Annotated in this window: 18 protein-coding genes and 1 pseudogene; 10 read left to right on the plus strand and 9 right to left on the minus strand. The window is 68.7% G+C overall.

From position 1 onward, the window contains the following. Positions 1-4 precede the first annotated feature (4 nt). Together LXT12_RS09175 and LXT12_RS09180 are read left to right on the plus strand one after the other, a co-directional pair. Positions 5-481: an Lrp/AsnC family transcriptional regulator gene (locus LXT12_RS09175; RefSeq protein ID WP_233391325.1), complete on the plus strand. Its 477-nt coding sequence runs from the start codon at positions 5-7 to the stop codon at positions 479-481. A gap of 110 nt (positions 482-591) precedes the next feature. Then, a complete protein-coding gene (locus tag LXT12_RS09180; protein WP_233391326.1) occupies positions 592-1,608 on the plus strand; it encodes a sensor domain-containing diguanylate cyclase in 1,017 nt (338 codons plus the stop codon). Between the two features lie 12 nt (positions 1,609-1,620). Here the strand turns inward: LXT12_RS09180 and ccsB are convergent, their stop codons facing one another. The 3 genes from ccsB to LXT12_RS09195 all read right to left on the minus strand — a co-directional run bounded on the left by ccsB (position 1,621) and on the right by LXT12_RS09195 (position 5,732). Continuing rightward, positions 1,621-2,970 (minus strand): c-type cytochrome biogenesis protein CcsB, encoded by a 1,350-nt coding sequence (ccsB, locus tag LXT12_RS09185; RefSeq protein WP_233391327.1) that lies wholly within the window; start codon positions 2,968-2,970, stop codon positions 1,621-1,623. Beyond that, positions 2,967-5,036, minus strand: a complete 2,070-nt coding sequence (locus LXT12_RS09190) for a cytochrome c biogenesis protein ResB (protein ID WP_233391328.1) — start codon at positions 5,034-5,036, stop codon at positions 2,967-2,969. The genes ccsB and LXT12_RS09190 overlap by 4 nt, the downstream gene beginning before the upstream one ends. Positions 5,037-5,111: 75 nt before the next feature. Beyond that, positions 5,112-5,732: a c-type cytochrome gene (locus LXT12_RS09195; protein WP_233391329.1), complete on the minus strand. Its 621-nt coding sequence runs from the start codon at positions 5,730-5,732 to the stop codon at positions 5,112-5,114. A gap of 70 nt (positions 5,733-5,802) precedes the next feature. Between LXT12_RS09195 and yihA the strand changes: the two genes are divergently transcribed. Beyond that, the gene (gene yihA, locus LXT12_RS09200; RefSeq protein ID WP_233391330.1) at positions 5,803-6,486 is read left to right on the plus strand and encodes a ribosome biogenesis GTP-binding protein YihA/YsxC; all 684 of its coding nucleotides are present in this window, start codon (positions 5,803-5,805) and stop codon (positions 6,484-6,486) included. A 16-nt stretch (positions 6,487-6,502) separates the two neighbouring features. Here the strand turns inward: yihA and LXT12_RS09205 are convergent, their stop codons facing one another. Beyond that, entirely contained in the window at positions 6,503-7,963 is a 1,461-nt protein-coding gene (locus tag LXT12_RS09205) for a DUF1631 family protein (protein WP_419964769.1), read from the minus strand. A gap of 9 nt (positions 7,964-7,972) precedes the next feature. After that, a pseudogene (locus LXT12_RS27125) lies at positions 7,973-8,641 on the minus strand (DUF1631 family protein); the annotation flags it as partial. 112 nt (positions 8,642-8,753) lie between these two features. Here LXT12_RS27125 and LXT12_RS09210 point away from each other — a divergent pair. Beyond that, entirely contained in the window at positions 8,754-9,548 is a 795-nt protein-coding gene (locus tag LXT12_RS09210) for a MipA/OmpV family protein (RefSeq protein ID WP_233391335.1), read from the plus strand. A 104-nt stretch (positions 9,549-9,652) separates the two neighbouring features. Here the strand turns inward: LXT12_RS09210 and groL are convergent, their stop codons facing one another. From groL to LXT12_RS09225, 3 genes are all read right to left on the minus strand, one after another. Continuing rightward, a complete protein-coding gene (groL, locus tag LXT12_RS09215) occupies positions 9,653-11,302 on the minus strand; it encodes a chaperonin GroEL (protein ID WP_233391337.1) in 1,650 nt (549 codons plus the stop codon). A gap of 57 nt (positions 11,303-11,359) precedes the next feature. After that, positions 11,360-11,650: a co-chaperone GroES gene (groES, locus tag LXT12_RS09220; RefSeq protein ID WP_056874394.1), complete on the minus strand. Its 291-nt coding sequence runs from the start codon at positions 11,648-11,650 to the stop codon at positions 11,360-11,362. Between the two features lie 239 nt (positions 11,651-11,889). Continuing rightward, positions 11,890-12,567, minus strand: a complete 678-nt coding sequence (locus LXT12_RS09225; protein WP_233391338.1) for a PEP-CTERM sorting domain-containing protein — start codon at positions 12,565-12,567, stop codon at positions 11,890-11,892. Between the two features lie 158 nt (positions 12,568-12,725). Here LXT12_RS09225 and LXT12_RS09230 point away from each other — a divergent pair, with 158 nt between their 5' ends. From LXT12_RS09230 to LXT12_RS09250, 5 genes are all read left to right on the plus strand, one after another. Beyond that, a complete protein-coding gene (locus LXT12_RS09230; RefSeq protein ID WP_233391340.1) occupies positions 12,726-13,643 on the plus strand; it encodes a LysR substrate-binding domain-containing protein in 918 nt (305 codons plus the stop codon). 109 nt (positions 13,644-13,752) lie between these two features. Further along, positions 13,753-14,640 carry an amino acid ABC transporter substrate-binding protein gene (locus tag LXT12_RS09235; protein WP_233391341.1) on the plus strand — a complete coding sequence of 296 codons (888 nt, stop codon included), beginning with the start codon at positions 13,753-13,755 and terminating at the stop codon, positions 14,638-14,640. Positions 14,641-14,727: 87 nt separating this feature from the next. Beyond that, positions 14,728-15,471: an amino acid ABC transporter permease gene (locus LXT12_RS09240; RefSeq protein ID WP_233391342.1), complete on the plus strand. Its 744-nt coding sequence runs from the start codon at positions 14,728-14,730 to the stop codon at positions 15,469-15,471. Continuing rightward, positions 15,471-16,136: an amino acid ABC transporter permease gene (locus LXT12_RS09245; protein WP_233391343.1), complete on the plus strand. Its 666-nt coding sequence runs from the start codon at positions 15,471-15,473 to the stop codon at positions 16,134-16,136. Before LXT12_RS09240 ends, LXT12_RS09245 begins: the two co-directional genes overlap by 1 nt. 9 nt (positions 16,137-16,145) lie before the next feature. After that, complete coding sequence (locus tag LXT12_RS09250) at positions 16,146-16,880, plus strand: amino acid ABC transporter ATP-binding protein (RefSeq protein ID WP_233391344.1); 735 nt, start codon at positions 16,146-16,148, stop codon at positions 16,878-16,880. Positions 16,881-16,935: 55 nt separating this feature from the next. Here LXT12_RS09250 and LXT12_RS09255 read toward each other — a convergent pair whose 3' ends face one another. Further along, entirely contained in the window at positions 16,936-17,694 is a 759-nt protein-coding gene (locus LXT12_RS09255) for an SDR family NAD(P)-dependent oxidoreductase (protein WP_233391345.1), read from the minus strand. A 93-nt stretch (positions 17,695-17,787) separates the two neighbouring features. Here LXT12_RS09255 and LXT12_RS09260 point away from each other — a divergent pair, with 93 nt between their 5' ends. After that, on the plus strand, positions 17,788-18,708 hold the full coding sequence (locus LXT12_RS09260; RefSeq protein ID WP_233391347.1) for a LysR family transcriptional regulator: 921 nt from the start codon (positions 17,788-17,790) through the stop codon (positions 18,706-18,708). Positions 18,709-18,716 lie beyond the last annotated feature (8 nt).

Raw genomic sequence — 18,716 nt, forward strand, 5'->3', positions numbered from 1 at the left:
GTTCATGGAAAAAAACGAACTCGACCGCGCCAGCCTGCAGATCCTCGAGGCCTTGCAGGCCGACGCCCGGCTCTCCACCCAGGCGCTGGCCGAAAAGATCGGGCTGTCGGCGACGCCGGTGTGGCGGCGCGTGCGCGAGCTGGAGGAGCGCGGCGTCATCCGCCGCCAGGTGGCGCTGGTGGACCGCGAGAAGATCGGCCTGTCCATCCTCGTGCTGGCCCACGTGAGCCTGGTGCGGCACAGCGAGGGCGCCGTCGAGCAGTTCGAGCGCCTGGTGGCCACGCGCCGCGAGATCATCGAATGCCATGCCATCACCGGCGAGGCCGACTACGTCATCAAGGTGGTGGCCGCCGACATGAAGGCCTACGACCTGTTCCTGCAACAGCACATCTTCAAGCTGCCCGGCGTGAGCAGCGTGCGCAGCAACGTGGTGTTGCGCGAGGTGAAGTACGAGACGGCGCTGCCGGTCGGCCCGGGCTGACGCCGAACAGCCTGCCGCAAGACCCGGCCCCCTGAAACCAGAGCTCTCCTGGCTTGGCAGCCACAGGGTGGCGTGCCTACAGTTGGCTGATTAGCCACGACCCGCCTGCCATGGATTCCTTCTTTGCCCAGCTCTCCGATTCCGTCGCCTCCGCCCGCACGCTGGAAGACCTGACCCGCCCGCTGCTTGAGTTGCTGGAGACCGTGACCGGCCTGGAGTCGACCTATCTGACGACGGTGGACCTGGCCGGGGGCCTGCAGCATGTCGTCTATGCGCGCAATTCGCGCGAGCTGCAGATTCCCGAAGGCCTGTCCGTGCCCTGGGGCGACACGCTGTGCCGGCGCGCGCTGGACGAGGGGCGGCCCTACACCGACGACGTGTGCGGCGTCTGGGGCGACTCCGGGGCCGCGCGCGAGCTCGGCATCCAGACCTACCTGAGCACGCCCGTGCGCGACGAGGACGGCGCGCTCTACGGCACCCTGTGCGCGGCCAGTTCGGAGCGCAAGCCGATGGCGCCGGAAGCCGGGCACGCGCTGCGGCTGTTCGCCGGCCTCATCGAGCAGCAGGTGGCTCGCGAGCGCCTGGTGGACGGGCTGCAGCGGGCCAACACGGAGCTGAAGACGCAGGCGCTGACCGATGCCCTGACCGGCCTGCTGAACCGGCGCGCGCTGATGCAGGAGCTGGCGCGGCTGACCTCGCTGGCGCAGCGCACCGCCAGCTGGCTGCTGGTAGGCGCGGTGGACCTGGACGGCTTCAAGCGGGTCAACGACCAGCATGGCCACGAGGCCGGGGACGACCTGTTGCGCGGTGTGGCCGCCAGCCTGCAGGCCTCTCTGCGCACCGGCGACGTGCTCGCGCGCATCGGCGGGGACGAGTTCGTCGTCGTCGGTCTGGGCCCCAAACTGGGCGACGACGGGCCGGGTGCCGCCCAGATGATGCGTCAGCGCCTGGCCGAGGCCACCCGGGGCCGGTACGCGGCCGGCGCCGTCGCGCTGGACTACGCCGGCGCCAGCGTCGGCGTGGCCTGCCTGGACCCGCAGGGCGCCGGCATGGAGACGGCGCTGCGGGAATCGGATGCGGCGATGTACCGCGTCAAGCAGGAGCGCCGCCGCGGCGCCACGCATTGAGCGGCGCGGGGCTCACAGCGTGCCGTAGCTGTGCAGGCCTGACAGGAACATGTTGACGCCGAGGAAGGCGAAGGTCGTCACCAGCAGGCCGACGAGGGCCCACCAGGCCGAGGCCATGCCGCGCAGGCCCTTCATCAGGCGCATGTGCAGCCAGGCCGCGTAGTTGAGCCAGACGATGAGGGCCCAGGTCTCCTTGGGGTCCCAGCTCCAGTAGCCGCCCCAGGCTTCGGCGGCCCAGAAGGCGCCGAGGATGGTGGCGATGGTGAAGAAGGCGAAGCCCAGGGCGATGGCCTTGTACATGAGGTCGTCGAGCTGGACGAGGTCGGGCAGGCGCCGGGTCAGGCGGCCGCGCAGCGCGACGGCCACCGCCAGGAAGGCGGCGACGCCCGCGATCTTGAGCGCCCAGCCGTCGAGGCCGGCGATGGTGGCGGCGTCGACGTTGGCGACGAAGCGCACGGCGAGGATGAGGGCGACGATGCCCAGCGGCATGGCGACCAGGCCGATCCAGAGCGCGCGCGATTGCGCCGTCTTGAGCAGGTAGGCCAGGGCCACCATCGCGGCCAGCGAGAAGCTGCCGTAGCCGACGAAGTTGGCCGGCACGTGGATCTTCATCCACCAGCTCTGCAGGGCGGGCACGAGCGGCTGGATCTCCTGGGCTTCGCGCGCCAGCGTGTACCAGAGCAGGAAGCTGACGGCGCCGCTGACCACCAGCATCACGTAGGCGCCCAGCGACCGCGTCGCGAAGCGCTGCTCGTAGTAGAGGTGGAAGAGGGTGGTCAGCCAGCAGAACAGCACGAAGACTTCGTAGAGGTTGCTGACGGGGATGTGGCCGATGTCCGGGCCGATCTGGTGGCTCTCGTACCAGCGCACGAGCGTGCCCACCAGGGCCATGAAGACGCCGCCCCAGGCCAGCTTGGAGCCCACCACCTCGGCGGCACTGTTGCGCCCGGCGCCGGTGAAGAGGCCGCCCCAGTAGAAGAGAGTGCTCATGTAGAAGAGCAGGCTCATCCAGAGGATGGCGCTCTGGCTGGACAGCAGGTACTTCAGCCAGAACACCTGTTCGCCGGCGGCGAGGTCGGCGCCATAACTGTCGGTGTGCTGGCCGTACAGGCCGATGGCCACGAGGGTGGCCGCGCCGGCCGCCAGGCTGAGCCAGCGCAGGGGCTTCCAGAACCAGCCCAGGGCGATCATCGCCGGCATGGCGCACAGCAGGATGCCCTGCTCGTAGACGTTCATGCTGGCGTGGTAGCGGCTGAAGGCATAGCCGCCGCCCAGCAGCACCAGGGCGGCAAAAGCCCAGTCCAGCGCGTCACGGCGCTGCAGCGCGTGCCGGCGCGGCAGGTCGAAGGTGGTCGTGTTCATGTGGGCTCCTTGAGGAGGGCCGCCTTGAGTTGGGCGAAGAGAACGGCGTTGTCGGGTGACTCCCGTGTGCTCGACATGGCCATGCGCACCTGGGAGCCGGCCGGGTCGGCCTCGGGCGCGATCCAGATCCACAGCCGACGCTCCTTGATGTAGAGCATGGCGAAGACACCGACGATGAGCAAGAGGGCGCCCAGATAGACCAGCTTCTGACCAGGGGCACGCGCGACCTGGAAGACGCTGGCCTGCACCTGCTCGAAGCCGTCGAGCTGCAGCAGCATGGGCGCCGGGTAGTAGATGCTGTCCGACAACGACAGCACCGCCTGCGTCATGAAGGCCTGGCTGGCGGCGTCGAGGGCGGCGGGTTTGAGGCCGGCGCGTTCGCGCGCCAGCTGGTTGAGCTCGAAAAGGCTGCCGTTGAGGATGCGCAGCAGCACCTCGGAGACGCGCTGGCGGTCGGTTTGGGGCACGTCGCGTTCGACAAACTGCGACAGTGCCGGCAGCCCGCCACGGACCTCGTCGCCCGGCTTGGCCGCGGCTCCGGAGAACAGGCTCAGGGCCCGCTGGGCCGTGAGCTGCAGCTGCGGCTGCATCTGCGGCAGGTTGGGCGGCGTGGCCGAAGCCGCGTAGGCATGGGCGGCGGCGTCGCGCAGGGCGGGGTCGGCCAGGGCCTGGCGCAGGCGCAGCCAGCCGTCGAGCGAGTCGTTCTCGTCGGCCGGCATGCGCAGGTAGCGGAAGCCGTCGCCGGCACTCTCGCGCACGCCGGCGAGGAAGACGCGGCGGCCTTCGAGTTCCACCGGTTGCATGTAGTTGTTGTATTCGCGCGCCTGGCCCGCCGCATCGCGCAGCTTGTAGCTGAAGCTCGGGCCGACGTTGCGCAGCGTCTTGGCGCTGCTCGTCTTGGCGCCGCTGCCCAGGTGCTTGCCCAGGGTGTCGCCGAGGTCGACCTTGCGCACGTCGGCGCCGCTGGCATTGGCCTCGCCGGAGAAGTTCTCGACGTTGATGACGCGCAGGCCGTCGAGCTCCAGGGTCTGGCCGCCGAAGGGCAGCTTGCTGCCGACACGGCCTTCGAGCTTGAGCGGCTGGCCGCCCGCCAGTGGCAGGGCCTTGAGCTGCAGCTTGGAGCCGCCGTCCTCGAAGCTGCTCTGGTAGATGGCGATGCCGTTGTAGATGACGGGCTCGTTGACCTTGACCGTCGCCGCGTGCACCGACTTGCCGTCGTGGATGACGACGTCGCTGGCGAAGCTCTTGGGCATGCCGGTGGGGTAGTAGTCGACGCTGAACTTCTTCAGCTCCACGTCGAAGGGCAGGTCCTGCAGCACGACGCCGCCCGGCAGGGTCAGCACGGCGGTGCCGGCACGGCTGCCCTCGGGCACGAAGAGGTTGCCGCGGAAGCTCGGGTTGCCGCTGGAGAGCCGGTGCTCGGGCCTCACGTCGCTGGCCAGGCCCGAGCCGGTGTAGAGCTGCTTGCCCTGGGCCCACATCATGAGCTTGACCATGATGTCGCCGTCGAAGAGGCCGCCCAGGCAGATGAGCACGATGGCCGAGTGGGCGGCGAGGTAGCCGATCTTGTTGGCCGCGCCCCGCCGCGCGGCGATCATGGTGCCGTGCTCGCGCTGCTGGACACGGGCCTTCCAGCCCAGGGCGGTCAGCGTGGCGCCGATCTCGGCCAGGGCCATCTGCGGGTTGCTGGGCAGCGAGGCGATGGCCTTGTGGTGGTGGGCCTGCAGGGACTGCTCGCGCACGCCCTCCTTGTAGCTGCGCAGGTCAGCCAGGATCTTGGGCGTGTTGCGGGCGATGCACAGGCTGGTCGAGACGACGAGAAAGGCCAGGATGAGCAGGAACCACGGCGCGCTGTAGACGGTGTAGAGGTCCAGCCGCCCGAACAGGTCGGCCCAGAACGGCCCGAACTGGTTGACGTAGTTGCCCATGGGCTCGCGCTGGCGCACCACGGTGCCGATGACCGAGGCGATGCAGATCACGCTGAGCAACGCGATCGCGAAGCGCATGGACGAGAACAGGTCCAGCAGCTCGCGGGCGAGCGAAGGGCGGGGGGCGGCGGAAGACATCAGACGCGAAAGTGTGGGCCAAAAAAAAGGCCGGTGAGCTGCACCGGCCTTCGCTGCTCGAGGCTTGCGTGAGGTTCAGCGCAGGCCGGCGACGTAATCGGCCACGGCCTTGATTTCCTTGTCGTTCATCTTGGCGGCGATGGCGGCCATCTGCGGCGAATTGGCGCGCGCGCCGCCGCGGAAGTTGTTCATCTGGAGCTCGACGTAGTCGCTGTGCTGGCCGCTCAGGCGCGGGTACTGGGCCGGGATGCCGGCGCCCGTCGGGCTGTGGCAGCCGGCGCAGGCGGGCACGTTGCGCTCCGCGATGCCGCCGCGGTAGATCTTCTCGCCCAGGGCGACGGTGTCCTTGCTCTTGGCGAAGCCCGGCTTGGCGCTCTTGCCGGCGTAGAAGGCGGCGACGTTGCGGATGTCCTCCTCCGACAGCGGGGCGGCCATGGCGTTCATGACGGCGCTCTTGCGCTTGCCGGCCTTGAACTCGGTCAGCTGCTTGACGAGGTATTCGGCGTGCTGGCCGGCGATGATGGGGTTGGCGGGGCTGCCGCGGCTGCCGTCCGCTGTGTGGCAGGCGGCGCAGACCTGGGTGGAGATGGCGCCACCCTTGGCGAGGTCGGGCTTGGCCGGCACGGCGGCGGGCTCATTGGCTTGGGCCGAGGCGGCCAGCAACAGACTCGACAGGAGGAAGGCGACAGTCTTCATGGATTTGTTGGGTTTCGTTGGGCGCAACCTTCGAATTTTACAATGCCGGACCGAAGCGTCCGAACCGCCCATGACCCACGAATTTCCCGAGGCCCAGCCGCCCGAGCCCGTTACCGAGAAGCTGGCCCTGGCCTGGACGCACACCGCGCGCTTCCTGACCACCGCCAGCCAGCTCGTCCACCTGCCCGCCACCGAGCTGCCTGAGATCGCCTTCGTCGGTCGCTCCAACGCCGGCAAGTCCACCGCCATCAACACGCTGGCCCAGCAAAAGCGCCTGGCCTTCGCCTCCAAGACGCCGGGCCGCACCCAGCACATCAACCTCTTCGAGCTGGGGCCGCGGGACGCCCCGGATGCGCTGTTCGCTGACTTGCCAGGTTATGGCTACGCCGCCGTCAACAAGTCGGCCAAGCAGCGCTGGCAGAAGGTGATGGCTGATTACCTGGAGATCCGCCGCAGCCTGTCGGGCGTGGTGCTGATGGTCGACTCTCGCCTGGGCCTGACCGACCTGGACAAGCAGCTGCTGGAGTTCGTCGCCGCCCGCGTGGCCACCGGCGAGATCAAGCTGCTGGTGCTGCTGACCAAGGCCGACAAGCTCAACCGCAAGGAGGCCGATGCCGCCCTGCGCGCGACCACGGACTTCCTGGCCGGCATGACGACGGAAACCTCCGACGTGTCGGTCACGCTGTTCTCGGCGCTGAAGAAGAGCGGCGTGGGCGACGTGGCGCTGGCCTTGCACGACTGGGTCCACGCCTAGCCAGGCGCGGCGGCCGTCAGGCCGCCGGTGGGGAGTCCAGATCGTTCATCAGCGTGTCGACGGCGCGCTGCACGAGGCTGTCCTCCTCCAGCGCCGTGATCAGGCCGTTGGACAGCAGGGCCTCGACGGCGCGGCGCGTGACCGACAGGCGCTCGTCGGGCTCGCGACCGACGAAGAGCATGAACTGGCGTCCTTCGCTGATCCAGGCGATCTGGGCGGTATGCCAGTCGCCCTGGATGAAGAGGTGGTACCAGCGGCCGATCTGCAGGTTGTCGATCCAGCGCTGCAGCGCGGCCCGTGCGTCGGGCGAGTCCTGTTCGTTGTAGAGCTGCACCGGCACGGTGGGCAGCTCGCCGCGGTCGACGTCGGCGCTGAGCCAGTGGGACGGCACCTGCGAATCGCGCTCTTCCATGAGGCGGCGCACGATCTCGTCGGCCGAGGCCGGCGCGGCGCTGCCCGAGGTGGCGCCGGGCTGGGCTGCGGGCGGGCGGCGCTGCGCCGGGTCGAGCGCGGGCAGGCCGCGCAGGAGGCGGGCGTGCTGGTCCATCAGCTCGCCCAGCGCCGCCTCGCGCTTGGCCACCGGCAGCTGGATGCTCTCGCAGCCCGCGACGATGCGCTCGATCAGCACCGGCAGCCGCATGCGCAGTGCCTCGCGGTCGGCCATGTCGCGCGGCGTGACCAGGCTGTCGAGGACGGCATCCACCAGCTCCATCGCGGCCTGGGCCTCGCGCGAATCGCGGCCGTGGCGGACCATGGTCGCGACGATGACCTCCACCCAGGCGGTCTGGAGGAAGCGCAGCATGCGGGGCCCGAGCGGGGCGCCGATGAGCTGGTGGTCGATCTGCTCGCGCACCAGCTGGCTCCATTCGTGGCGCAGGTGCTCGCGCTCCAGGGCGGCGAGCGCGACGGCGTTGCGTTCGCTGCTCTGGCGCGCCTGGCGGTCGATGTGGGCGTCCACGCGGGCGAGCACCTGCTGGAACAGGGCGGCGGTGGGCGTGGGCGCGTCGACGAGCAACTGCGCCTCGGCTTCCATGAAGCGCAGGAAGTCGACGAGGCGCGGGTCGTCGACGCGCTCGAAGCCCATGCCATGGGCGGCGACGCGGTTGAGCAGCGTCCAGGTGGGATGGTCCTGCCGGCGCAACAGGCTGGCGTCGGCGCGGGCCATGCGCACGACGGCGATCTGCAGCCGGGCGAGCAGGGCCTTGACCGGCGGCAGCAGCCGCGGGTCGGCCAGGATCTGGTCGTAGAGCCGGCTGAGCATGTCCGGCCCCGTGGTGCGCACGAAGGGCGCCGGCGCGCCGGGGGCGCGGGGCGCCGCGGCGGCCAGGCCCTGGGGCCGCGAATTGACGGCATCGACGCGGCGGGAGAGGGTGTCGAGCGTGCCCAGGTTGGTGGGGCGGGCGCCGATGCCGCGGGCGGCTGCCAGCCGCTGGTGGGCCAGCGGATCGACCTGCTCGCGGCCATGCGAGGCCACCATGTCGCTGATGTCGGCAGCGCGCAAGGCGGCGCAGGCCTGGGTGTATTGGCGGTTGAGCGCCCGCGCCAGCGGCGCAGCGGCCACGCGCATCAGCTCGTACTGCGCCTGGGCGCTCAGCGGGCTGCATGCCAGTGCATGGTGCAGGGCGTGGGCGTACAGGGCCGGCCGCAGCGGGTTGTCGCGTTCGCGTGCTCGGGCGATGCCGCGCAGGGCCGCGAAGAAGTTGCCGATCTGGTGCAGCTCCGCACGGCTCAGCTCTTCGGCCGCGTGGGCGGCGTGGGCGATGGCCACGTCCTGCAGGGCCTGGTGCTCGTCGACCAGGCTGAGGCTTTCCAAACCTCCCAATTGCACTGACGAGCGATGTAGGGGGTCGTCGCCGCGGCGGCCGGCCTGCAGCAGCTCGATGAGCTTGCCTTCGAAGTCGCTGGCGAAGTTGCCGCGGACCTTGCGCCAGGCCTCGCGCAGCGGGAAGTGCTGGGGCTGCGCGTCGAGCTCGTCCTGCACCAGGTTCAGCAGTTCCCGGGCCAGCGGGCCTGCCTCGGTCAGCGCGTGGTCGAGCAGTTGATGGGGATTCAGGCTGGCGGGCATGGAAGGACGGGGGCAGCTTGATGCGATTATCGGGGCGCCACCCTGGTGCGTCCTGACGGAAAGCCGCCGCCCAAGCCCCCTGATCCGCATGGCAAACGCAACACTTCAAGACCTTTTCACGCTTTTTTCAGCCGCCTGCAGCAGCCCCTCGGCCAGGGCGTTGCGCGGCGTCCCGCTTGTGCTAACGGCGATGACCTGCGTCATGTCGCAGGCGCGCGCCGAGGAGGCGGCGAAGGCCGCCCACGAGCTGCCGCTATGGGAGCTCGGCGTGGCCGCGGGCGGCGTCTCGCAGCAGGCCTACCCTGGGGCGGACGAGCAGGCGCGGCGCGGCCTGGTGCTGCCCTATGTCGTCTATCGCGGCAAGGTGCTGCGCGCCGACGATGGCGGCGCCGGCCTGCGCGCGGTGCGCACCGACGGCTTCGAGCTGGACGTGTCGTTCGCCGGCTCGCTGAGCACGGGTTCGCGCTCGCTGCGAGCGCGCGAGGGCATGGCCCGGCTGGGCACGCTGGTGGAGTTCGGGCCGGCGGCGCGCTGGTTCCTCAACGGCCGCGGCGCGCGTGACCGGCTCGTCGCGGAGCTGCCGCTGCGGGGCGTGTTCGAGGCCAGCCGCCCGGACCATCACCGCGGCATGAGCCTGGAGCCCGAGCTGGGCTTCGAGAGGCGCAGCGGCGCCGGCGAGCTCGGCTACGCCGTGCGCGTGGCGGCGTTGTTCGGCGACCGGCGCCTGGGCTCGACCTATTACGCCGTGGCGCCCGGCGAGGCCCTGCCGGACCGGCCCGCCTATGCCGCCCACGGCGGCCTCATCGCCTGGCGGCTGAGCGGCACCCTGGCCCGCCACCTGACGCCGGACCTGCGCCTCTTCGGCTTCGGCCGGCTCGACAGCGTGGCGGGTGCCGCCAACCGCGACAGCCCGCTGGTGCGGCGGACCACGGGCGTGAGCGTCGGCATCGGCCTGGCCTACACGCTGAAGCGTTCGCAGGCGGGCGCGAACGACTGAAGCGTCCGGCGACGGGGCGTGCGCCGCGGTCGGCAAGAAACGAAAAAAGGGGCTGCTCGCGCAGCCCCTTCGTCACTCCAGCGAATGGATCGCCAGGCGAGGACTTACATGTCCATGCCGCCCATGCCACCCATGCCGCCCATGCCGCCGGGCATGCCGCCGGCCGGGGCGTCTTCCTTGGGGGCCTCGGCGACCATGCACTCGGTCGTCAGCATCAGCGACGCCACGGAGGCGGCGTTCTGCAGCGCGGTGCGGGTCACCTTGGTCGGGTCCAGGATGCCCATCTCGATCATGTCGCCGTAGGTGTCGTTGGCGGCATTGAAGCCGTAGTTGCCCTTGCCGGCCAGCACCGCGTTGATGACCACGCTCGGCTCGCCGCCGGCGTTGTAGACGATCTCGCGCAGCGGGGCTTCGATGGCCTTGAGGATCAGCTTGATGCCGGCGTCCTGGTCGGCATTGTCGCCCTTGATGTCGCCAGCGGATTGGCGGGCGCGCAGCAGGGCCACGCCGCCACCGGCGACGATGCCTTCCTCGACGGCGGCACGGGTGGCGTGCAGCGCGTCTTCCACGCGGGCCTTCTTCTCCTTCATCTCGACTTCGGTGGCGGCACCGACCTTGATGACGGCCACGCCGCCAGCCAGCTTGGCCACGCGCTCTTGCAGCTTCTCGCGGTCGTAGTCGCTGGTGGCTTCCTCGATCTGGATGCGCACTTGCTTGACGCGGGCCTCGATGTCGGCCGCGGCGCCGTTGCCGTCGATGATGGTGGTGTTTTCCTTGCCCACTTCGACGCGCTTGGCCTGGCCGAGGTCAGCCAGCGTGACCTTCTCGAGCGACAGGCCCACTTCCTCGGCGATGACCTTGCCGCCGGTCAGGATGGCGATGTCTTCCAGCATGGCCTTGCGGCGGTCGCCGAAGCCCGGGGCCTTGACGGCGACGACCTTCAGGATGCCGCGGATGGTGTTGACCACCAGGGTCGCCAGGGCCTCGCCCTCGACTTCCTCGGCAATGATCAGCAGCGGACGGCCGGCCTTGGCCACGGCTTCCAGCGTGGGCAGCAGGTCGCGGATGTTGCTGATCTTCTTGTCGAACAGCAGGACAAACGGGTTGTCCAGGATCGCGGCCTGCTTTTCCGGGTTGTTGATGAAGTAGGGTGACAGGTAGCCGCGGTCGAACTGCATGCCTTCGACGACGTCGAGCTCGTTCTGCAGGCTCTTGCCGTCTTCGACGGTGATGACGCCTTCCTTGCCGACCTTGTCCATCGCTTCCGCGATGATCTGGCCGATGGAGTCGTCGGAGTTGGCCGAGATGGTGCCGACCTGGGCGATCTCCTTGGAGGTCGTCGTGGCCTTGGAGGCCTTCTTCAGCTGCTCGACCAGGGCGGCGACGGCCTTGTCGATGCCGCGCTTGAGGTCCATCGGGTTCATGCCGGCGGCCACGTACTTCATGCCTTCGCGCACGATGGCCTGGGCCAGCACGGTGGCGGTGGTGGTGCCGTCACCGGCGTTGTCGCTGGTCTTGGAAGCGACTTCCTTGACCATCTGGGCGCCCATGTTCTGGAGCTTGTCCTTGAGCTCGATCTCCTTGGCGACCGAGACACCGTCCTTGGTGACGGTGGGGGCGCCGAAGGAGCGCTCGAGCACCACGTTGCGGCCCTTGGGGCCCAGGGTCACCTTGACCGCGTTGGCCAGGATGTTCACGCCGTCGACCATGCGGGCACGGGCGTCGCCACCAAAGATCACGTCTTTTGCTGCCATTTGATTCTCCGAATATCTAAATTGGGGTCAGAGTCGATTTATTCGCGACGTGCCAGATCACTTCTGGACGACGGCGAACAGGTCCTCTTCGCGCATGACCAGCAGTTCCTCGCCATCGACCTTGACGGTCTGGCCCGAGTACTTGCCGAACAGCACGCGGTCGCCGACGGCGACGTTCAGCGCCACGAACTCACCCTTGTCGTTGCGCTTGCCCGGGCCGACGGCCAGCACTTCACCCTGGTCGGGCTTCTCGGCGGCGTTGTCGGGGATGACGATGCCGGAGGCGGTCTTGGTTTCTTGCTCCAGGCGGCGAACGATCACGCGATCGTGCAGGGGGCGCAGCTTCATGGAATCTCCTTGAACGTTGGACTTGAAGCGGCCGCAGGCGATGGCTGCGGCACACCGACAAAAACGGGGCCGGAGAAGCCGGCCCGATTTCGTTAGCACTCGGGTGTGTCGAGTGCTAGCAGTCCGGCATTATAGGGACGGACCGTGTCGATTCAAGCGCTCCAGCCAGGAGGAGGGCGGTGGCGCGCCAAAAAAAACGACCGCCGGGGCGGTCGTTCGGGAGAGGTGGCGGGGCCGGCTCAGCGCGCGGCGCGGCGGCGCACCCAGCCCAGGGCGCCGAGGGCGCCGACGGCCAGGGCGATGCTGCCCGGCTCGGGCAGATTGCCCGGAGCGGAGGCGGCCTGGACGAGGCGGATGTCGTCCAGCATCAGGGTCTCGTCATTGCCGGTCACGACCATGGAGCGGGCGATGCCACCGAAGTCGAAGTTCAGCTGGTTCCAGACGCAGAAGCGCGCGCCGGGGATGGTGCAGTCCGCCGTCGGGAGGCCGCCGAGCGGAATGGAGCGGCCCTTGCCGTCGACCTCGTCGTAGAGGGTGATGGAGACGTTGGAGCCCCCGAGCGCCGAGAAGAAGAAGGACGAGCCGGCGACGAAGCCGCTGGCGAAATTGAGGGTGAACGTCTTGCCTGCCTCGACGGTGTTGTCGCGCGGATCGCCGGCCAGCTGCAGGGCGGCGCAGCCATTGTCGTGGGGCACGAACCCCGACAGGCCGTCGCAGCGCAGGGAGGTCACGCCCCAGGCGTCGCCCAGGAATTGCACGCCCAGGCCCTGGTAGCGGTCAAGCAGCTGCACCATGCCCGTGCCGTCGGGGCTGACGTTGGCGTTGATGTCTTCGAAGTTCAGGGAGACCACGCCGGCCAGCGCCGGTTGCAGGGCCGCCGTCAAGGCAAGGGCCAGAAGTTTGCTCTTCGCGCGCATGGCGTTCTCCGTCCTGTGTGTTCGAGTTGGGGGTGCGCTTGGACTGTAAACAAGGCCCCTCGTTCTGGGCGGGCGAGCAGCCCCTTCAGTTGAGGGGGCCGGGCCGACGGCATGCCGCGCTTGAGGGGTGGGGCGGGCGCTTGGCTACACTGCCTTGGGTGGAAACCAAATGGCTTGAAGACTTCGTCAGCCTGGCCGAGACGCGCAGCTTCTCCCGCTCGGCCCAGCTCCGCCACGTGACCCAGCCGGCCTTCTCGCGCCGCATCCAGGCGCTGGAGGCCTGGGCCGGCGTCGACCTCGTGGACCGCTCGTCCTACCCGACCCGGCTGACCGCCGCCGGGGCGACGCTGCTGGCCCAGGCGGTGGAGTTGCTCGGCAACCTCCAAGCCACGCGCAACATGCTGCGCAGCCACCAGGCGGCCGACCAGGACATGATCGAGTTCGCCGTCCCGCACTCGCTCGCCTTCTCCTTCTTCCCGCACTGGCTGATGGGCCTGCGGCGCGGCTTCGGGGCCATCAAGTGCCGGCTCAATGCCGCCAACGTGCACGACGCCATGCTGCAGCTCAGCGAAGGCAATTGCGACCTGCTGCTGGTCTACCACCACGCCAGCCAGCCGCTGCAGCTCGACCCCGAGCGCTATCAGATGGTGTCGCTCGGCCATGAGACCCTCTCGCCCTACGCCAAGGCCGATGCCCAGGGCGAGCCGCTGTTCCGGCTGCCCGGCCGACCGGGCCAGAAGATTCCCTTTCTCAGCTACGCCGCCGGCGCCTATCTCGGCCGGCTCGTCGAGCTGATCGTCAAGGAGGCCGACTGCGCCCTCAACCTCGACGCCATCTACGAGACCGACATGGCCGAGGGCCTGAAGGCGATGGCGCTGGAGGGCCATGGCCTGGCCTTCCTGCCCGCCAGCTCGGTGCAGAAGGAACTGGCCGGCGGCCGTCTCGTGCCGGCCGCCGCGCCCGGCACCTTCAGCCTCAGCATGGAGCTGCGCATCTATCGCGAGCGTCCCGAGATCGCCCGCCGCCAGAAGCCCGCGGCCCTGGCGCTGTGGGACTATCTTGCGTCGGCGGCATGAAGTCATCGCGCTTGCGCATGCCGCGTATAAACCCGTATTCGACCTGAAGGCGCGGCGTGGTCTGCTCACGCCTGTTATCGATACCTACTTCCCTGTTGCTGGAGTCTCCATGAAGAAAATTCTGCTCGCCGTGGCCCTGGTGGCCGGCACGGCCGCCGTGCACGCCGAAGACACGCTGAAGAAGATCAAGGACAGCGGCGTCATCACCATGGGCGTGCGCGAGTCTTCGGGCCTGTCCTACACCATCGGTGACGGCAAGTACGTCGGCTACCACATCGACGTCTGCCATCGCGTCATCTCCGACCTGGAGAAGGTGGTGGGCCGCAAGCTCGAAACCAAGTACCAGCCCGTCACCTCGGCCAACCGCATCCCGCTGACGGTCAACGGCACCGTGGACCTGGAGTGCGGCTCCACCACCAACAACGTCGCCCGCCAGAAGGACGTCGCCTTCGCCGTGACCACCTACGTCGAGGAAGTGCGCATCGCCGTCAAGGCCAACTCCGGCATCACCTCCATCAACCAGCTCAACGGCAAGACCATCGCGACGACCACCGGCACGACCTCGGTGCAGACGCTGCGCAAGCACGAGCGCGCCACCGGCATCGACTTCAAGGAAGTCTTCGGCAAGGACCACGCCGACAGCTTCCTGCTGCTCGACTCCGGCCGTGCCGACGCCTTCGTGATGGACGGCTCCATCCTGGCCAAGAACATCGCCACCTCCAAGAACCCGGCCGACTTCAAGATCGTCGGCGAGGTGCTGAGCGTCGAGCCCATCGCCATCATGATGCGCAAGGACGACCCCGCCTTCAAGAAGGCCGTGGACGACAGCATCAAGGGCATGATGAAGTCGGGCGAACTGGCCAAGATCTACGACAAGTGGTTCCTGCAGCCCATCCCGCCGACCAACACCAAGATCGGCCTGCCGCTGTCCGCCGCGACGAAGGACGCCTGGGCCAACCCCAACGACAAGCCGATGGAAGACTACGCGAAGAAGTGATTCGCGCGTCCATCTGAACGACCGCAAAGCGGGTGCCTGGCACCCGCTTTGTTCTAAGAGGCTCCCGCAAGGGCTCGAGGAGGAACGATGAGTTGGGACTGGCAGTTCTACTGCAATGACACCGCCACCGGGGAGGCCGTCGCCGGCTGCTTCGGTCCGGGCGGCAAGGAGCAGACCTATCTGCAATGGATGCTCAACGCCTGGGGCTGGACGCTGAGCGTCTCGCTGCTGGCCCTGGTGCTCGCCCTGGTGGTGGGCTCGCTGATCGGCATCGCGCGCACGACGCCGAACAAATGGCTGGCCCGCTTCGGCGAGGCCTGGACGGAGTTGTTCCGCAACATCCCGCTGCTGGTCCAGGTCTTCCTCTGGTACCACGTGCTGCCTGCACTGTTCCCGACCCTGCGCGAGGCGCTGCCGCCGTCGGTGCTCATCGTCTTCGCCCTCGGCTTCTTCACCAGCGCCCGCATCGGCGAACAGGTCAAGGCCGGCATCCTGACGCTGCCGCGCGGCCAGCGCTACGCCGGCCAGGCCCTGGGCATGACGCTGCCGCAGACCTATCGCTTCGTGCTGCTGCCCATGGCCTTTCGCATCGTCATCCCGCCGCTGACGAGCGAGAGCATGAACATCGTCAAGAACTCGGCGGTGGCCTTCGCGGTCAGCATCCCCGAGCTGGCGCAGTTCGCGCAGCAGGCCTCGGAGGAGACCTCGCACTTCGAGGAGATCTTCATCCCCGTCACGGCCCTCTATTTCATCTCGGCCTTCGTGATCAACCGGCTCGCCAAGTTCATCGAGGCGCGCGTGCGCATCCCCGGCACGGTGGGAGGCAAGTGATGCTCAACCTCGACTACTCCTTCCTGAACTGGGCGGTCGTCCAGAGCTTCGTCGCCAAGGGCTTCTGGTTCTCGATCCAGCTGACCTTGGTGGCCATGATCGGCGGCATCATCCTCGGCACGCTGCTGGCAATGATGCGGCTGTCCAGCCACCGCTGGCTGTCGGCGCCGGCGGCCTTCTACGTCGACACCCTGCGCTCCATCCCGCTGGTGATGGTGATCCTGTGGTTCTTCCTGCTCATTCCCAAGCTGCTCGGGCCGCTGGGCGGACAGATGTCGGCCTTCATCACCTTCACGCTGTTCGAGGCCACCTATTACTCCGAGATCATGCGGGCGGGCATCCAGTCGGTGTCCAGGGGCCAGGTCAACGCGGGCTACGCCCTCGGCATGAGCTACGGCCAGACCATGAAGCTCGTGGTGCTGCCCCAGGCCTTCCGCAACATGCTGCCGGTGCTGCTGACCCAGACCATCATCCTGTTCCAGGACACCTCTCTGGTCTACGCGGTCGGCGAATATGACCTGCTCAAGGGTTTCGAGGTCGCCGGCAAGAACTTCAACCGCCCGGTCGAGACCTACCTGGTCGCCGCCGTCGTCTATTTCGTCATCTGCTTCACGCTGTCGCACCTCGTGCGCAACCTGCAGAAGAAGATCGCCATCATTCGCTGAGGTCCCGCTGTGATCGACATCAAGAACGTTTCCAAGTGGTACGGCGCCTTCCAGGTGCTGACCGATTGCACAACGTCCATCAAGAAGGGCGAGGTCGTCGTCGTCTGCGGGCCCTCGGGCTCGGGCAAGTCCACGCTGATCAAGACCGTCAACGCGCTGGAGCCCTTCCAGAAGGGCGACATCGTCGTCGACGGCATCTCCATCGCCGATCCCAAGACCAACCTGCCCAAGCTGCGCTCGCGCGTCGGCATGGTCTTCCAGCACTTCGAGCTCTTCCCTCACCTGTCGGTGACCGAGAACCTGACCATCGCCCAGGTCAAGGTGCTGGGCCGCTCGACGGACGATGCCAAGGCCCGCGGCCTGAAGATGCTGGACCGCGTCGGCCTCTCGGCCCACAAGGACAAGTTCCCCGGCCAGCTCTCCGGCGGCCAGCAGCAGCGCGTGGCCATCGCGCGGGCCCTGTCCATGGACCCCATCGTCATGCTCTTCGACGAGCCCACCTCGGCCCTGGACCCCGAGATGGTCGGCGAGGTGCTCGACGTGATGGTGAAGCTCGCCCAGGAAGGCATGACCATGATGTGCGTGACGCACGAGATGGGCTTCGCCAAGCGCGTCAGCAACCGTGTCATCTTCATGGACGCCGGCAAGATCATCGAGGACTGCTCCAGCACCGACTTCTTCGGCAAGCCCGAGGAGCGCTCGGCGCGCGCCAAGGACTTCCTCGCGAAGATCCTGCAGCACTGAAGAAGCGCCCGGCGCTGCAACCTACGGCGGCCCGCGAGGCCGCCGTTTTTCTTCGTCAGAGGAACATGCCGCCCGACGCCTCGATGCGCTGACCGGTGATCCAGCCCGCGCCCGGCCGCATCAGCGCCGCCACGGCGCCGCCGATGTCCTCCGCCTGGCCCACCCGGCCCAGCGCCGTGACCGAGGTGACGAAGCGGTTCAGCTCCGCGTTGTCGCGCACCGCCCCGCCGCCGAAATCGGTGGCGATGGCACCGGGCGCCAGCGTATTGACGCGGATGCCGCGGTTGCTGAGCTCCTTGGCCTGGTAGCGGCTCAGCACCTCCACCGCGCCCTTCATCGCCGCGTAGGCGCCGTAGCCCGGCACCGTGAAGCGGGCCAGGCCGCTGGAGATGTTGAGGATGCGGGCCCCGTCGGCCAGCAAGGGCAGCAGGGCCTGCGTGAGGAAGAAGGGCCCCTTCAGGTGGACGGCCAGCATGGCGTCGAACTGCGCCGGCGTCGTCTCCTCGAAGCTGGCGTGGGCGCCGGCGCCGGCGTTGTTGACGAGGCCATCGAGCCGGCTCGCGCCCCAGGCGGCGAGGCCGGCACGCAGCCGCTCGACGAAGGTCGGGAAGCTCGAGGCGTCGGCGATGTCCAGCGGCAGGGCGAGCGCACGCCGGCCCAGGGCCTGGACCTGCGCGACCACGGCTTGCGCCGCTGGCGCGGCCTCCCGGTAGGTCAGCACGATGTCGTGGCCGTCCCGGGCCAAGGCCAGAGCCATCGCGGCGCCCAAGCCGCGGCTGCCGCCGGTGATCAGGGTGATGGGAGTGGAAGTCATTGCAGCTCCAGAGCGAAGTGAATCGATGGAAAGGAATTTATTGTTCGCCTTGCCGCGGATAAAGTCGTTCGCACTGAAATGACTGTGCTTGCAATGTCGACCAATCTCGACCTGAGCGCCTTGCGTGTCTTCCTCCAGGTGGCGGAGCTGGCCCATTTCAGCCGCGCGGCCGACGAGCTCGGCCTGCCCAAGGGGCGTGTCAGCCAGGTGGTGCGCGAGCTGGAGGCCCGGCTGGGCACACGCCTGTTTCAGCGCACGACCCGGCGCGTCAGCCTCACGCCCGACGGCGAGCTGCTGGCCGAGCGCGCCCGCGGCCTGTTGGCCGATGCCGGCGAGATCGAAGCCTTGTTCCAGCAGGATCGCCAGCTCTCGGGCCGCCTGCGCGCCGACCTGCCGGTGCGCCTGGCCTTGGACGTGGTGCTGCCGGCTCTCCCTGGCTTTCTCGACGCCCATCCCGGCCTGCAGGTCGAGATCAGTTGCACGGACCGGCGTGTCGACCTCGTCGAGGAGGGCTTCGACTGCGTGCTGCGCGTCGGCGCCGTGCACGATGCCATGCTGGTCGCCCGGCCGCTGGGACAGCTGCGCATGATGAACGTCGCCAGCCCGGCCTACCTCGCGCACCACGGCACGCCGGCCACGCCCGCCGATCTGCTGGCCCAGGGCCACGAACTGGTGCACTACAGCCAGACCTGGGCCGACCGCCGTCCGCGCTTCGACTGGGTCGACGGCGATGGCCGGCCGCACAGCCTGCACCTGCCGGCCCGGGTGAGCGTCAACCACACCGATGCCTACGAGGTCGCCGCCCTGGGCGGCATGGGCATCGTGCAGGCGCCGTGCGTGGGCCTGCGGGCCGCGGTGGCGGACGGGCGGCTCGTGCGCATCCTGCCCGGCTACGAGCCCGCGCCGCTGCCCGTCAACCTTGTCATGAGTCAGCGCCGCCACACCCCGCGGCGGGCCCGCGTCTTCATGGACTGGCTGGCAGCGCTGCTGGCCGGGCATCTGGACGACGCCTAAGGCCGAGC

It is taken from the genome of Pelomonas caseinilytica (assembly GCF_021353235.1).
GTDB lineage: Bacteria > Pseudomonadota > Gammaproteobacteria > Burkholderiales > Burkholderiaceae_C > Pelomonas > Pelomonas caseinilytica.

Excerpts from the sequence above, each read along its gene's own strand:
- LXT12_RS09175 (WP_233391325.1), top strand. The coding sequence starts at position 5 with ATGGAAAAAAACGAACTCGACCGCGCCAGCCTGCAGATCCTCGAGGCC.
- LXT12_RS09180 (WP_233391326.1), top strand. The coding sequence starts at position 592 with ATGGATTCCTTCTTTGCCCAGCTCTCCGATTCCGTCGCCTCCGCCCGC.
- ccsB (WP_233391327.1), bottom strand. The coding sequence starts at position 2,970 with ATGAACACGACCACCTTCGACCTGCCGCGCCGGCACGCGCTGCAGCGC.
- LXT12_RS09190 (WP_233391328.1), bottom strand. The coding sequence starts at position 5,036 with ATGTCTTCCGCCGCCCCCCGCCCTTCGCTCGCCCGCGAGCTGCTGGAC.
- LXT12_RS09195 (WP_233391329.1), bottom strand. The coding sequence starts at position 5,732 with ATGAAGACTGTCGCCTTCCTCCTGTCGAGTCTGTTGCTGGCCGCCTCG.
- yihA (WP_233391330.1), top strand. The coding sequence starts at position 5,803 with ATGACCCACGAATTTCCCGAGGCCCAGCCGCCCGAGCCCGTTACCGAG.
- LXT12_RS09205 (WP_419964769.1), bottom strand. The coding sequence starts at position 7,963 with ATGGTGGCCTCGCATGGCCGCGAGCAGGTCGATCCGCTGGCCCACCAG.
- LXT12_RS09210 (WP_233391335.1), top strand. The coding sequence starts at position 8,754 with ATGTCGCAGGCGCGCGCCGAGGAGGCGGCGAAGGCCGCCCACGAGCTG.
- groL (WP_233391337.1), bottom strand. The coding sequence starts at position 11,302 with ATGGCAGCAAAAGACGTGATCTTTGGTGGCGACGCCCGTGCCCGCATG.
- groES (WP_056874394.1), bottom strand. The coding sequence starts at position 11,650 with ATGAAGCTGCGCCCCCTGCACGATCGCGTGATCGTTCGCCGCCTGGAG.
- LXT12_RS09225 (WP_233391338.1), bottom strand. The coding sequence starts at position 12,567 with ATGCGCGCGAAGAGCAAACTTCTGGCCCTTGCCTTGACGGCGGCCCTG.
- LXT12_RS09235 (WP_233391341.1), top strand. The coding sequence starts at position 13,753 with ATGAAGAAAATTCTGCTCGCCGTGGCCCTGGTGGCCGGCACGGCCGCC.
- LXT12_RS09240 (WP_233391342.1), top strand. The coding sequence starts at position 14,728 with ATGAGTTGGGACTGGCAGTTCTACTGCAATGACACCGCCACCGGGGAG.
- LXT12_RS09245 (WP_233391343.1), top strand. The coding sequence starts at position 15,471 with ATGCTCAACCTCGACTACTCCTTCCTGAACTGGGCGGTCGTCCAGAGC.
- LXT12_RS09255 (WP_233391345.1), bottom strand. The coding sequence starts at position 17,694 with ATGACTTCCACTCCCATCACCCTGATCACCGGCGGCAGCCGCGGCTTG.
- LXT12_RS09260 (WP_233391347.1), top strand. The coding sequence starts at position 17,788 with ATGTCGACCAATCTCGACCTGAGCGCCTTGCGTGTCTTCCTCCAGGTG.